Origin of the sequence: Kitasatospora sp. NPDC085895 (assembly GCF_040702125.1) — a bacterium.
Taxonomy (GTDB): Bacteria; Actinomycetota; Actinomycetes; order Streptomycetales; family Streptomycetaceae; genus Kitasatospora; species Kitasatospora arboriphila.
Genome location: NZ_JBFBJY010000061.1, coordinates 24,925 through 38,868 on the forward strand (window position 1 = coordinate 24,925; position 13,944 = coordinate 38,868).

Sequence of the window (13,944 nt, forward strand, 5' to 3'; positions counted from 1 at the left end):
CCGGTCCGCACGCACGGACGGACGTCCGTGATCGACGGACGTTGACGAACATCGTAACCGAGAGCGAACAGCGTTCGAAGCCGCGAATATTGTTTGACAGAACGCCGATCGACTCCGTAGAACGGTGTTCGCTCGATAGAAACGTTGTTCCCCGTCTGGAGACGCCATGACCGACACCCCCACCCCGTACCGATGGCGGTGGGCCGCGCTGTTCGTGATCCTCGCGGCCGAGGTCATGGACCTCCTCGACTCGCTGGTCACCAACATCGCCGCACCCTCCATCCGCGCCGACATCGGCGGCGGCGAGAGCACCATCCAGTGGATGGGCGCCGCCTACACGCTGGCGATGGCCATCGGCCTGATCACCGGCGGGCGCCTCGGCGACATCTTCGGCCGCCGCCGGATGTTCCTGATCGGCGCCGTCGGCTTCACCCTCGGCTCGATCGGCTGCGGCCTCGCCCAGGGGCCCGACCAGCTGATCGCCGCCCGGGTCTTCCAGGGCCTGCTGGGCGCGGTGATGCTGCCGCAGGGCCTCGGCATGCTCAAGGAGATGTTCTCCGAGAAGGAGCAGGCCTCCGCGTTCGGCATGTTCGGCCCGGTCATGGGCTTGTCCACGGTCGGCGGCCCGATCCTCGCCGGCTGGCTGGTCGACGCCGACCTGTTCGGCACCGGCTGGCGCATGATCTTCCTGATCAACATCCCGCTCGGCCTGTTCGCGATCGCCGGCGGTCTGGGCTTCCTGCCCGAGTGGAAGAGCGCCCGCGCCGTCCGCCTCGACCTGCTCGGCGCCCTGCTCGCCGCGGCCGGCTCGGCCCTGATGATCTTCCCGCTGGTGCAGGGCCGCGAGCACGACTGGCCGCTCTGGGCCTTCGCCCTGATCGCCGCCTCCGTCGCCGTCTTCGGCTTCTTCGGCTGGTACGAGGGCCGGCGCAGCCGCAGCGGCGGTGACCCGCTGGTCGAGCCCAGCCTGTTCGCCAAGCGCGGCTTCAGCGGCGGCATGGTCCTCGGCCTGCTGTTCTTCTCCGCGATGACCGGCTTCTGGCTGACCTTCAGCCTGTACACCCAGATCGGCCTGCACTACTCGCCGCTCAAGGCCGGCCTCGCGGGCATCCCGTCCTCGCTCGGCATGGTGGTCGCGTTCATCGCCTCGCAGGCCCTGCAGCGCTTCGGCCGCAAGGTGATGCACGGCGGCCTGATCGTGATGGCGCTCGGCGTCGCCGGCATCATGCTCACCCTGCACCTGGCCGGCGCCGGGGTCACCCCGTGGCAGCTCGCCCCGGCCCTCACGGTCACCGGCCTCGGCATGGGCTTCGTGATGGCGCCGTTCTTCGACACGGTGCTCGCCTCGGTCGAGCCGCACGAGACCGGCTCCGCCTCCGGCACGCTCACCTCGGTGCAGCAGTTCGGCGCGGCGCTGGGCACCGCCATCCTCGGCACCGTCTTCTTCGAGCAGGTGAAGAGCGGCGACTTCGTGCACGCCGAGCAGGTCACCCTCGGGGTCGAACTGGCCATGATGGCCGTCGTCTTCGCGGCGATCTTCCTGCTGCCGAAGCACGCCCGGCCGCAGGGCGGCGAAGGCGCCGAGGGCGCTCAGGACGGCGGCGCCGAGGCCGGCGAGCCGGCCGCACCGGTGCACGCCTGATCCGCTCCTTCCGAACGGCTGCGGCCGCCCGCCCCGCGCGGGCGGCCGCAGCCGTTCCGCGTGTCCGGCCGTCCGCACGGGAGGGCGGTGTGTGGCGGGCCGCGAACCGGGCAGAAGCGCCGCCGCAGAGGAACGCCCGCACGGCCGTCCGCCGCCGGGCCCGTCCTAGGAGGAGTGCCGCCATGACCACCGCGCTGCCCCGGCTCACCGGGGAGTACGTGCTCGATCCCGCCCACAGTCGCATCGGCTTCGTGGCCCGCCACGCCATGGTGACGAAGGTCCGCGGCTCCTTCGACGAGTTCGAGGGCACCCTCCACCTGGACGGCGACGACCCGGCCGGCTCCCACGGCCGCATCACCGTCCGGGCCGACAGCATCGACACCGGCAACAAGCAGCGCGACCAGCACCTGCGCACCAACGACTTCCTCGACGCGCCGAACCACCCCGAGATCACCTTCGTCTCGACCGCCGTCGAGCGGGTCGGCACCAACCGCTACCAGGTCACCGGCGACCTCACCATCAAGGCCACCACCCGGACGGTCACCCTCGACTTCGAGTACACCGGCAACGCCGTCGACCCGTACGGCAACCTCCGGGTCGGCCTGGAGGGCACGGTCACCATCAACCGCAAGGACTTCGGCGTGAACTGGAACGCCGCGCTGGAGGGCGGCGGCGTCCTGGTCTCCGACCGGGTCGTCCTGGAGTTCGACGTCTCCGCCATCAAGCAGAACTGAACCGCGCCGCCCCGGCCCGCAGCCCGAAAACACCGGCCGCCCGGCCGCTTGGACCGGGCCCGCAGCGGAGAGACGATCCGTATGACCACCGTGCACGAGGAGAACGAGCGCAAGTACGACGGCGCCCTCGACCGCCCGCTCACCGCCGACGGGCTGTCGCAGGTGTCCGGGGTCGTCCCCGGCGGGACGGAGAAGCTGAACGCCGTCTACTTCGACACCCCCGACCTGCGCCTGCTGCGCAGCGGGATCACGCTGCGCCGGCGCAGCGGAGGCCACGACGCCGGCTGGCACCTGAAGACGCCGGGGTCGAACGGCATGCGCGTGGAGACCCGACTGCCGCTGGCCACCGGGCACAAGCGGCGGCCGCCCAAGGAGCTCGTCCGGCTGGTCCGGGGCGCGGCTCGCGGCGAGCGGCTCGCCCCGGTCGCCCGGCTGAAGACCGAGCGGACGGTCACCCTGCTGGTCGACGCCCAACGCCGCACCCTCGCCGAGCTGGTCCGCGACCGGGTGTCGGCCAAGGCGCCCACGGTGGACACCGCCCCCGGTGCGGGACCGACGGTGTGGACGGAGACCGAGGTCGAGCTGGCCGACGGCGGCCCCGAGCTGCTGGACGAGGTCGAGGAGCGGCTGCGGGCGCGGGGGCTGCGCAGGTCCGCGGCGAGCTCCAAGCTCGGCCGGGTGCTCGGCGAGCGCCTCGAATCACCGGCCGACCGGGCAGCCCCGCCGGAGGGATCCGTCGCCGCGGCCCTCACCGGGTACCTGCGCGAGCAGGTCGCCGCCGTGCACGCCCTCGACCCGGCCGTCCGCGTCGACCGGCCGGACTCGGTGCACCGGCTGCGGGTCGCCGTCCGCCGCATCCGCAGCGCGCTGGCCGCGCACCGCAAGCTGCTGGACCGCTCCGTCACCGACCCGCTGGAGCAGGAGCTCCGCCGGTTCGGCAAGGTGCTCGGCAAGGCCAGGGACGCCGAGGTGCTCGGCGAGCGCCTCGCCGAACAGGCCTCCGGACTGCCCGCGGCCGGCCGGCCCGCCGAGGTGTCCGCCCGGATCTCGGCCCGGTACGCCCGCCGCTACCGCCGCGCGCACCGGACGGCGCTGCAGGCCATGGACGGCGGCCGGTACTTCGCCCTGCTGAACGCCCTCGACGAGCTCGCCGCCCGGCCGCCGCTGCGCAAGCGGGCCCGGCGCGGCACGTCCGAGGCCCGGAAGGTCCTGGAGCGGCAGCGCCGGCGGGCCGTCCGCCGCCTCGGCACCGCGCTCGGCCTGCCGCCCGGCCGCGAACGCGACGAGGCGCTGCACCGCGCTCGCAAGGCGGCCAAACGGGCCCGGTACGCGGCGGAGTGCGCCGCCCCGGCCGCCGGCCGGCCCGCCGGGAAGCTGCGCAAGCGGATGAAGCGGATCCAGCAGCCGCTCGGCGCCCACCAGGACGGCGTGGTCGCCGAGCCGGCGATCGTGGACGCCGCGGCCGAGGCCCGGCGCCACGGCGAGGACACCTTCGGCTACGGCCTGCTCCACGCGGTGCAGCGGGCCCACGAGGAGCAGCAGGTGGCCGAGGCGGCGAAGGCCCGGAAGAAGGCGCGGAAGAAGGTGAAGGGCTGACATGCGTACCCGTCCGTGCCCCGCGGTGCTGCGTGCCGCCCGCGGCCCCCGCGGTTAGCGTGCTGCCATGGCCGACCGAGAGCAGCCGACGGAGCCGTACGCCCCGACCGTCCGCGATGCCGTGACGAACTACTTCACCGACCGGGTGACGGAGGCCGAGGTGGCGCTGGCCCGCGCGCTGCGGGAGGCCGAGGCGGTGCGCGAGCGCCGGGCCGCCTGCCTCGACGGTGCCCGGCTGACCGACGAGGAGGCCCGGCGGGTCGCCGAGGCCGCCGAGCGCCGGGCCGCGCGGATCGCCGCCGCCACGGACGCCCGCCCCGGGGCCCACGCGGGTGCCGTCGCCGCGGCCCTCGCCGTCCGCGAGGGCCTCCGGTCGGCCGGCCACCCGGTCTGACCCCGGGGCGGGCGGGCCGGTCTCACGGCGTGCAGCCGGTCAGCGGCCGGGTGTCGCCCGCCGCCCGCCCGCAGATCCGTTCGGTGACCGGCGTGCCCTGCGGCCCGCGCCGCACCCGGATGATGTGCAGCCCGTGGCCGGGCTGCGGGCCGGTGGCGAGCGGCCGGGTGTCGCGGAAGTCCACGGTGCCGGTGGCCCGGCTCTTCATCTCCACCGCCCGCAGGCCCGCCATCACCGATCCGACGCCGCCGTGCTGGGAGGCCCCGGCCTTGGCGGCGCCGGCCTGGAGCGCGGCGGTGGCGTCGTAGGCGAGGGCGAGCGCGCCGTCGGAGAAGAGGTCGTCCTCGTAGGGGTTGCCGCCGGCGGGGGCGAGTCGCAGTTCGGCGGCGGCGACCGCGGCGAGGTCGGAGTCGCGGGCGGTGACGGAGGGGTCGGAGAGCGCGGTGTAGTAGAGGGTGGCCTGCGGTGCCATCGAGGTGGCGCCGGTGCGGAACTGGGCCTTCGTCAGGTCGTCGCCGGTGAGGACGGTGAGCGGCCGGCTGCAGCCGGCGTCGGCGGCGAGGCGCCGCATCAGCTGGTTGACGTCGTCGGCGCGGCCGGCCAGGTAGAGCACGGCGGGCGGGTGCTCGGAGTGGCAGCTGGTGCTGAGCGCCGCCTCGAAGTCGGGGTCCCCGTTGCTGGTGAGCCCGTACTCGAGGGGGTGGCCGCCGATGAGCTGGAAGCCGGCCTCCTTGAGCATCGCGGAGCCGTACTGGGCCTGTTCGGGGCTGTACCGGTCGTCGCGGCCGGCGGTGCGGGTGAGGACGGCGGCCCAGCGGTCGGCGGGCGGAACGGCGAGGCCGTCGACGATCAGCCGCAGTGCGGCGGCCTCCTCCTGGTCGGTGGCGGCGAGGCCGAAGTAGTTGACGTGGCCCTTGGCGAGGTAGCTGCCGGAGTTGGTGGTGCTGACGACGGCGAGGCCGGCCTGCTGGAGGAGGGTGAGCGCGCTGTCGCTGTCGGCGGTGTCGCGGCCGAGGCCGACCACACCGACGATCGAGCGGTCCCGGCGGGCGAGGTCGACGATCCGCTGCACCATGTCGGTCTGGAAGTACATGTCCTGGCCGCCGTTGGCGACCAGCACCTTGATCTTCAGCGGGTCGCCGGGGCCGGCGTTGTTGCGCATCTGCGCGAGGTGGACGCCGGTGAGTTCCTTGAGGCTGTTGAGGGCGCGGGACTGCTGGCCCGCGACGGTGGTGAGCGAGCCCGCGTAGACGACGGTGACGTAGTGGACGTCGGGCAGGGCGTCGACCCGGGCGTTCTCGCGCCGGATCGCTGCCTCCAGGGTCTCCAGGCCGACGGCGGCGCCGGTGCGGTCGGTGTCCTCGCCGGGCAGGGTGCCGCTGAGGCGGACGCCGCCGCCGTCGCCGGCGAAGGAGACGCCGCCGGTGGCGACGCCGACGCACTCGCGGGTGCCGCCCGGGTCCACCCGCCAGAGGGCGTCCGGGTTGGAGCCGAGCAGCCGGGGCCCGCAGTAGCGGTCGCCGAGCTGATGCACCCGCAGCAGGCCGCCGCAGGCGGCGAGGACGAGGACGGCGAGCACCGTCCAGCGGGACCACAGGAACCACCAGGAGCGGCCGACCGGCACCGGGGCGAGCCGGGTGGTCTCGCCGGCCCCCAGCTGGTGCCGGGTGAGCCGGACGGGCAGCGTCCAGGCCAGTGCCCGGCCACGGCTGGGGGCCTGGCGGACCCGCAGGTCGCTGACCCAGTTCTCGTACGGGCCGCGGCGGCGCGAGCCGACGGCGTGCACGGTGACGGGGGCGGTGCCGGCGTCCTCCAGCCAGGCGGCGACGTCGGCGTGGGCGACGGCGGCGAGGACGAGCAGCGGGTCCTGCTCGCTGCGGCGGCTGCGGACGTCGGAGATCGCGCCGAGCACCCGCAGCGCGCCGTTGCGGGCGTCCGCGCGGGGCACGAAGACGACCGGCGGGACGCGGCGCTTGCGGCCGCGCAGGTCCGGCGCCCAGGAGCGGTGCGCCCAGCGGAGGTCCTCCAGCAGGGCGAGGGTGCGCAGCTGCAGGTGGAACTGCTGGGCGCGGTCCTTCTCGTCCTCGGGGGTGCCGGGCAGCTGGGCCTTGAGGATCTCGCCGGCGACCTCGCGGGCGCGGGCCCGGGTGACGTCCCAGGACATCCGGGGCCGCCAGAGCGACCAGGCGGCGGCCTGCCGGCCGGACGCGGCGAGGAAGGTGGTGGTGGCGAACCAGCGGCTGGCCCGGCCGAGCCAGGAGAGCGGCGCGGTGTTGCGGCGGACCCAGCCGGTGACGCCGAGCACCAGCAGGGCGGCGAGCAGCACGAGGACGACGACCTGCCACGTGGCCTGGGTGAGCAGGCTGGTGAGCCCGGCGAGGACGAAGGCGCCGATCAGGCTGGTGGAGTTGAGCACGGGCGACAGCAGCCGCTGCAGTTCGCCGCCGGCCGGGCGCGGTTCGGGCCGCCAGTGCAGGTCGCGGAGCCGGCCGAGGACGGTCTCGACGTGGTCGTCGAGCGGCCGGCCGGCGGCGTCGGGGGCGGCGAGGGCGTGCCGGGCGGCCGACTCGATCGCGGCGACCAGCCGGGAGCGGGGCGCGGGGTAGCTGCGGTACCAGGCGGGGCCGCGGCGGGCCCAGGGGCCCTTGGCCAGCGCGTCGACGATGGCGACGGCGTTGCGGTGCGGGTCGTCGCCGTCCGCGCCGGCGACCACGCGGTACGGCAGTCCGCCGGCCTCCTGCGCCTCCTGGACGGCGTGCACCACGCCGCGGACCTCGCGGTCCAGCTCCGGGTCGTCGTCCTCGGCGTACAGCACGACGACCGGCATCGGCAGCCGGGCGCCGCTGAACTGGCCGATGAGGTCCTTCACCAGCGCGTCGACTTCGTACTTGGCGGTCGTGCGCATACCACCGATCCGGGCGCTCTCGCGCGCCGAGCCCTGAGCCACCTGCACCCCCGTAGCCGCCCCCCGCGGGGCGCACACCGCGCCCCGGCCTGACCTGGCGTCAGACCGCGAGTGTAGACCCGGGGTGCGACGGCGCACACGGGATCGCGCAGCCCGCGGGCGGCGGGCGACCGGTTGCTCCGTCGGAGGGACGGCGCTCACCCCGACGGAGCAGTGCCGCGAGCCGCGCCCTGCGCCCGGCGCGCCGCGCGGGAAGGCTGGCGCGGGCCACCGCGCGGGCCCGCGACCCCGCCGGTGCCGCCTGCTGTCCGGTACGAGCGATCGGGGGCCGCATGACCACCGCACCACTCCCGCCGGCGGGCACGCCGGGCCAGTCGCCGCCCCCGCACGGGCGCACGGCGGCCACGCCGACCGCGCCGGCCGCGCACCCCGCACCGGTACCGGCAGGGTCAGCGGCAGCGGCCGCCGAGAGGCAGCCCGTGCGGCGGGCGCACGGCAGCCCGGCCGCCGCACGGGTGCCCCCGGTCACCGCCCGGCGTCCGCCGGCCGGGGCGCGGCCGTGACGCCCGACCAGATCCTGCTCGGCATCGGGCTGATCGTGGTGCTCGCCGCCGCCTCCCAGCTGCTCGCCGCCCGGCTGCGCATCCCGGCGCTGCTCGTCCTGCTGCCGGTCGGCTTCGGCGCCGGGGCGCTCACCGACACCGTCGACCCGCAGCGGCTGCTCGGCCCGGCGTTCTCGCCGCTGGTCTCGCTGGCCGTCGCGGTCATCCTCTACGACGCGGGCCTCGGTCTGGAGCTGCGCCGGCTGCAGGCGCACACCCGCCGGGCCGTCGTCCGGCTGATCTGGCTCGGCACGCTGATCACCTGGGCGGCGGCGACGGCCCTGGCGGTGCCGCTGCTCGACATGCCGAAGCGGTCGGCGGTGATGCTGGGCGCGATCCTGGTGGTCTCCGGGCCGACGGTGGTCGGGCCGCTGCTGAACTTCGTCCGCCCGACCGAGCGGCTGCAGCGGATCCTGATCTGGGAGGGGACGCTGATCGACCCGGTCGGCGGCATCCTCGGCGCGTTCGTCTTCCACGGCGTCGTCTCGGCCGGCGAGGACGGCATGCGCAGCGAGCTCGGCGGCTTCTGGCTCAGCGTCCTGGTGGGCTGCGCGGGCGGCGCGGTGGGCACCGCCGTGCTCTGGCTGGTGCTGGACCGGCTGCGGCCGAACGAGATCCTCGGCACCACCGCACAGCTCGCCGCGGTGATCGGGACGGCGGCGGCCTGCGACGCGCTGCGCGACGACACCGGGCTGATCGCCGCGGTGGTGACGGGCATGGCGATGGCCAACCTGCCGGGCCTCGACCTGCCCGTCCGCCGGCCGTTCCTGGAGACCCTGGTCTCGCTGGTCATCGGTCTGCTCTTCGTCTCGATCTCGGCCACCGTCACTCCGGCCTCGCTGCGGCACGTGGTCCTTCCGGCGCTGGGCCTGGCTGCGGCGCTGGTGCTGGTGGTCCGGCCGGTGGTGGCACTGCTGGCGACGCTGGGCACCGACGTGTCGCGGCCGGAGCGGGCGTTCGTCGGCTGGATGGCCCCGCGCGGCATCGTCGCGGCGGCCACCGCCTCCACCTTCTCGGCCACCCTGGTCGCCAAGGGCGTCGACGGCGCCCAGCGGCTGCTGCCCGCCACCTTCGTGGTGATCGTCGCGACGGTGACGGTGTACGGGCTGACGGCCTATCCGGCGGCCCGGCGGCTCGGGGTGCTGCGTCCGGCGCGGTCGCGGCCGCTGCTGGTCGGCGGCGACGCCTTCGCGGTTGACCTCGGGCTGGCACTGCGCTCGCTCGGCCTGGACGTGCTGATGTGGGCGGGGGCCGACAGCGAGCAGGACCGGATCACCGCGGCCGGGCTGACGCTGGCGCCGGGCGAGCTGCTCGCCGCGGCGACCGGCGCGGGCGCCGAACTGGAGGGCATCACCGGGGTGCTGCTGCTCACCGAGGAGGACGACTTCAACGCCCTGGCGTCGACGACCCTGCACGAGACGCTGGAGGGCGCGGTGTACCGGCTGGCGCCTGCGGCGGGCAGCCGGGGCGTGGTGGCGCCGTACACCGGCGGCGAGGCGCTGTTCGGCCCGGGTCTGACCCGGCCCGAGCTGGCCCGGCAGTACGGCGAGGGGGCGCGGGTCACCACCTCGCCGGCGGACGGCGGGCTGCCGTCGGGCCACCGGCTGCTCTTCCTGGTGAAGCCGGACGGCCGGCTGCTGCCCGTCACCGAGGGCCGCACCCCGTCCCGGGACCCCGGGGACAGGGCGGTGCTGCTGAGCCCGCCCGCGTGATCCCCCGGCCGGGCCCGGCGCGTCGCGGCGGGCCCGCGGTGCGACGGCGGTGGTGTTGTGCGAGGACCCGGCAGGCGGACCACGACGGGAGGAGGACCGGGTGGCGACGATCCACGTCCGGGCGGTGAGTCCGCCGGACCTCACCGGGCGGGCGGTCGCGATGCTGGCGGCCGACCCGTGCGTGCTCAACCTGGTGGTGCAGCCGGGTGCGGCCCTGCACCCGGACGGCGACGCGCTGGCCTGCGACGTGCTGGCGGGCGGCGCCAACGAGGTGCTGAACGGCCTGCGCGGCCTGGGCCTGGACACCCGCGGTTCGGTGGTCGTCGAACCGGTGGACCTCGCCTTCTTCGGCCCGGCCGCGGAGGCCGGGCGGCGCAGCCTCGGGCGGCGCGTGCACGCGCCGGTCTGGGCCGAGGTCGAGGCGCGGATCCGCGCCCAGGGCAGCTACGCGCCGAGCTTCTACCTGTACCTGGTGGTCGCGGCGCTGCTCGGCGCGGTCGGGATCGTCACCAACTCGCAGATCCTGATCGTCGGCGCGATGGTCGTCGGCCCGGAGTACGGGGCGATCGTGGGGGTGGCGCTGGGCCTGGACCTCGGTGACCGGCGGGCCGTCCGGCGCGGGCTGACGGCGCTGGCCTGCGGGTTCCCGGCGGCCATCGTGATCACCTTCCTGTTCGCGCTGATGATCCGGGGGTTCGGCCTGGAGTCGCGGGCGTACGACGCAGGACTGCGGCCGGTGTCCAACCTGATCGGCACGCCGGACTTCTTCTCGGTCGTGGTGGCCTGCCTGGCCGGCGTGGTCGGGATCGTCTCGCTCACCGAGGCCCGCACGAGCGCGCTGCTCGGGGTGTTCATCTCGGTGACGACCATTCCGGCGGCCGCGGACGTCGCCGTGTCCGCGGCGTTCGAGAACTGGGAGAAGTCCTGGGGCTCGTTCCTGCAGCTGCTGCTGAACGCCGGGGTGCTGGTGCTGGTCGGCACGGGCACGCTCCGCACCCAGCGCGCCGTCTGGCGCCGGATCGGCCGGCGGCGCGGGCTACCGGCCGCGGACTGAGCCCGCCGGAGGGGACGGGCCGGTGGCCCCGCCCCCTCCGGGACGGTCAGGCGGTGGCGGGCGGCGGTCCGCCCGTCCGGGCCGGCGGGGCGGCCCGGTCGCCCTCGGGACCGGTGTCGAGGAACTCCCGGATCGCGAAGCCCAGCGCCACGAAGAAGGTGATCCACAGGACGACGGCCCAGGTCGGGTAGGACCAGGTCGCCAGGATCAGCGCGCCGACCAGCAGGATGACCACGCCGATCCAGCGCTTCCAGCGGTGCACGAACGGGCCGACCGGGCCGAGCTTCATGCCGAGCGAGTACAGCGCGTCGCGCAGCGAGCCGATGATCCGGCGGCAGGCGGTGCGCACCGCGACGGCGGGCTTCGACGGCCCGATCAGGAAGGCTCCGACCGCCGTGACCACGGCGACGGCGCCGATGGCGCGGATGCTCGCGCGCATGAACCGGATCAGGGTGTCGTAGACCGTCCCGGCCGCCGCCTGGTTGGCGCCCGGTGGCAGGTGGTCCAGGTAGTACGCCCTGAAGATCGTCAGCGCGACGCCGATCAGCAGCATGGCGATCGCGATGCCGACGGCCGCGCCGATCAGCGCCCGGCGGCGGTTGACGGCGAGGAAGACGCCGCCGGCGGCCACGATCACCGTGAGGATCGGCAGCCAGTTGCCCATGATCTCCAGCAGCCGGAAGTACGTCCTGATCTTGCCGATGTCCTTGGAGGAGAAGATCACGAAGTTGGTGTGGACGTCCGGGATCTTCGAGGCGACGGAGAGCCCGGAGTCGACCAGTTGGGTCTTCACCTTGGCGATGACGGGCGCGAGGTCGATGGAGACCTGGTTGTTCTCGAGCTTGACGGTGCCGCCGCCCTTGCCGGTGAGCGCCTTGTCGAGCGTGCTGTGGATCAGCCGGTTGGCGTCGACCCAGATGGTGGCGAACTGGTCGCTGGTGACGACCTTGTGGACGGTGGTGCTGATCAGGTCGGTGAGGCCGCTCTTGATCGGGCCGCTGAGGTTGCCGATCAGGTTGGACAGGTTCTCCGGCACGCCCTGCTGGGCGGCGGTGTCCGAGAGCTGCTTGACCAGGGCGTCGACGTCGATCTGGTCGAGCACGACGGTGGTGACCCGGTTGGTGATCGCGTCCTGGACGTCCGGCTCGGTGGCCAGCGGGGCGACGGTCTGCACGTAGCGGTCGGTGTCGCCGACGAAGTTGGCCGTCCAGACCGCCATCACCGACAGCATGGAGAGCAGCGAGGCGATCACGATCAGCACCACGGCGCCGGAGGTCCGCCAGCGGTGGTGCTCCCTCTTGTGCGGCGGGGTGGTCGCCTCCAGCACGGCGAGGCGCGCCTTCAGCGCGGCCACCTCGTCCGCGCCTCCCCCGCCGCCCGCCACGGTGGGCCGCTCCGAGGAGGGCCCCGGGCCGCCGCCCGCCACGGTGGGCCGGTCCGACGACGGTCCCGGGCCCTGGGCGGGCGGTGGCCCGCCCGGCGGGACGGGCTCCGGCGGCTTGCCGTGGCCGGAGCCGCCGGACGCGGATTCGCCGGAGCCGGGCTCCGGTTCGCTCGACGCCATCTGCTCTCCTCGGGTCGGGGCCTGCGGCCGTTCGCCCTACCAGGAGAAGCGCGGCCCGGCGCGGCCACCACCGGGAATGGGCGTACGGGTGGTTCCGGCGCGCCCACGGCAGGCCGGACGGCACGGTGGCGGCGATGATCGGAGGGTCCGTGCGAGCCGCCCCGAGCGGAGCGGTGCACGGCCGCACCCGGTCAGGCAGGAGGACCCCATGGCGAAGGACCAGAACCCGGAGACCCGTCCGGCGGCGCAGGCCACCCCGGAGGAGCGCGCGGCCCGCGGGCGGGCGGCACGGCGGCGGGCACCGCGTTCGAGTCACGCCGAGTACCGGCCGGCGAAGAAGCGGCCGGACCCGCTCGGCATCCTGGAGGCCCAGTCGGCCAAGCGGGTGCCCGAGCTGGTACCGATCCGCTACAGCCGGATGAGCGAGTCGCCGTTCCGCTTCTACCGCGGCGCGGCCGCCATCATGGCGTCCGACCTGGCGGGCAGCCCGGACTCCGGCATCCGCGCCCAGCTCTGCGGCGACGCCCACATGCTGAACTTCCGGCTGCTGGCCTCCCCGGAGCGTCAGCTGCTGTTCGACATCAACGACTTCGACGAGACCCTGCCCGGCCCCTGGGAGTGGGACGTCAAGCGGCTGTCGGCGAGCCTGGTCATCGCGGGCCGGGCGAACGGCTTCGACGACAAGGAGCGCGCGGAGATCGTACGGGCCACCGTCCGCCAGTACCGCGAGGCGATGGCCCGGTTCGCCGGGATGCGGAACCTGGACGTCTGGTACGCCCGGATGGACTCCGACATGCTGCAGGAGCTGGCCGCCGAACGGGCGCCGAAGCGCGGCCAGCGCGGACTGGCCCAAGCGATGGCCAAGGCCCGGACCCGGGACAGCCTGCAGGCCTTCGAGAAGCTCACCGAGGTCGTCGACGGCCGGCGCCGGATCGCCGCGGACCCGCCGCTGCTGATGCCGATCTCCGAACTGCTGCCGAACGTCGAGCGTGACGCGCTGATGACGCTCTTCCGCAGCCTGGTCGCCCGCTACGGCAAGACCCTCCCCTCCGACCGCCGCTACCTGCTGGAGAACTTCCGGCTGGTCGACGTGGCCCGCAAGGTGGTCGGCGTCGGCAGCGTCGGCACCCGATGCTGGATCTTCCTGCTGCTCGGCCGGGACGGCCAGGACCCGCTGTTCCTGCAGGCCAAGGAGGCGGACACCTCGGTGCTCGCCCCGCACGTCGGCGCCAGCCAGTACCGCAACCAGGGCGAGCGGGTGGTGTCCGGCCAGCGGCTGATGCAGGCGGCCAGCGACATCTTCCTCGGCTGGGAGCGGGTGGACGGCATCGACGGCAAGCGCCGCGACTTCTACGTCCGCCAACTGCGCGACTGGAAGGGCATCGCGGTCGCCGAGCAGATGCGTCCGGAGGGGATGCGGGCCTTCGGAGCCCTCTGCGGCTTCACCCTGGCCCGTGCCCACGCCCGCTCCGGGGACCGCATCGCGATCGCCGCCTACCTCGGCGGCAAGGACGTCTTCGACCACGCGCTGGCGGAGTTCGCGGAGGCGTACGCCGACCAGAACGAGCGGGACCACCGGGCCCTGGTCGACGCCGTCCAGGACGGCCGGCTGCCGGCCGCGGACCCGGTGGCCGAGCCCCGCTGACCGCGGGCGCGGCGGGCCCGGACGGCCGGGCCCGCGTGGTATCACCTGACACAGGCCCGGGAGCCCGGCACTCCGGCCGGGCCCCGACGCCGAGGA

At 74.9% G+C, this 13,944-nt stretch carries 9 protein-coding genes; 7 read left to right on the plus strand and 2 right to left on the minus strand.

The features are described from left to right. Nucleotides 1-166 precede the first annotated feature (166 nt). From AB0442_RS29825 to AB0442_RS29840, 4 genes are all read left to right on the plus strand, one after another. Nucleotides 167-1,642: an MFS transporter gene (locus AB0442_RS29825; RefSeq protein ID WP_366166744.1), complete on the plus strand. Its 1,476-nt coding sequence runs from the start codon at nt 167-169 to the stop codon at nt 1,640-1,642. A 182-nt stretch (nt 1,643-1,824) separates the two neighbouring features. Next, nucleotides 1,825-2,376 (plus strand): YceI family protein, encoded by a 552-nt coding sequence (locus AB0442_RS29830; protein WP_366166746.1) that lies wholly within the window; start codon nt 1,825-1,827, stop codon nt 2,374-2,376. A gap of 81 nt (nt 2,377-2,457) precedes the next feature. Next, complete coding sequence (locus tag AB0442_RS29835) at nt 2,458-3,972, plus strand: CYTH and CHAD domain-containing protein (protein ID WP_366166748.1); 1,515 nt, start codon at nt 2,458-2,460, stop codon at nt 3,970-3,972. A 67-nt stretch (nt 3,973-4,039) separates the two neighbouring features. Next, nucleotides 4,040-4,366 carry a hypothetical protein gene (locus AB0442_RS29840; RefSeq protein ID WP_366166749.1) on the plus strand — a complete coding sequence of 109 codons (327 nt, stop codon included), beginning with the start codon at nt 4,040-4,042 and terminating at the stop codon, nt 4,364-4,366. A gap of 22 nt (nt 4,367-4,388) precedes the next feature. Here AB0442_RS29840 and AB0442_RS29845 read toward each other — a convergent pair whose 3' ends face one another. Further along, nucleotides 4,389-7,271, minus strand: coding sequence for an ABC transporter substrate-binding protein (locus AB0442_RS29845; protein ID WP_366166751.1), 2,883 nt, complete (start codon nt 7,269-7,271; stop codon nt 4,389-4,391). Between the two features lie 559 nt (nt 7,272-7,830). Between AB0442_RS29845 and AB0442_RS29850 the strand changes: the two genes are divergently transcribed. Both AB0442_RS29850 and AB0442_RS29855 read left to right on the plus strand, forming a co-directional pair. Further along, nucleotides 7,831-9,585 carry a cation:proton antiporter gene (locus tag AB0442_RS29850; RefSeq protein ID WP_366166753.1) on the plus strand — a complete coding sequence of 585 codons (1,755 nt, stop codon included), beginning with the start codon at nt 7,831-7,833 and terminating at the stop codon, nt 9,583-9,585. A 100-nt stretch (nt 9,586-9,685) separates the two neighbouring features. After that, a complete protein-coding gene (locus AB0442_RS29855) occupies nt 9,686-10,639 on the plus strand; it encodes a DUF389 domain-containing protein (RefSeq protein WP_366166755.1) in 954 nt (317 codons plus the stop codon). Nucleotides 10,640-10,685: 46 nt separating this feature from the next. On the opposite strand, the gene AB0442_RS29860 is transcribed toward AB0442_RS29855, so the two are convergent. Further along, nucleotides 10,686-12,203, minus strand: a complete 1,518-nt coding sequence (locus tag AB0442_RS29860; RefSeq protein WP_366166756.1) for a hypothetical protein — start codon at nt 12,201-12,203, stop codon at nt 10,686-10,688. A 208-nt stretch (nt 12,204-12,411) separates the two neighbouring features. Here AB0442_RS29860 and AB0442_RS29865 point away from each other — a divergent pair, with 208 nt between their 5' ends. Beyond that, nucleotides 12,412-13,848, plus strand: coding sequence for a DUF2252 domain-containing protein (locus AB0442_RS29865; protein ID WP_366166757.1), 1,437 nt, complete (start codon nt 12,412-12,414; stop codon nt 13,846-13,848). Nucleotides 13,849-13,944 lie beyond the last annotated feature (96 nt).

Bases quoted from the DNA above. Each gene is read 5' to 3' on its own strand.
- AB0442_RS29825 (WP_366166744.1), top strand. From the start codon at position 167: ATGACCGACACCCCCACCCCGTACCGATGGCGGTGGGCCGCGCTGTTC.
- AB0442_RS29830 (WP_366166746.1), top strand. From the start codon at position 1,825: ATGACCACCGCGCTGCCCCGGCTCACCGGGGAGTACGTGCTCGATCCC.
- AB0442_RS29835 (WP_366166748.1), top strand. From the start codon at position 2,458: ATGACCACCGTGCACGAGGAGAACGAGCGCAAGTACGACGGCGCCCTC.
- AB0442_RS29840 (WP_366166749.1), top strand. From the start codon at position 4,040: ATGGCCGACCGAGAGCAGCCGACGGAGCCGTACGCCCCGACCGTCCGC.
- AB0442_RS29845 (WP_366166751.1), bottom strand. From the start codon at position 7,271: ATGCGCACGACCGCCAAGTACGAAGTCGACGCGCTGGTGAAGGACCTC.
- AB0442_RS29860 (WP_366166756.1), bottom strand. From the start codon at position 12,203: ATGGCGTCGAGCGAACCGGAGCCCGGCTCCGGCGAATCCGCGTCCGGC.
- AB0442_RS29865 (WP_366166757.1), top strand. From the start codon at position 12,412: ATGGCGAAGGACCAGAACCCGGAGACCCGTCCGGCGGCGCAGGCCACC.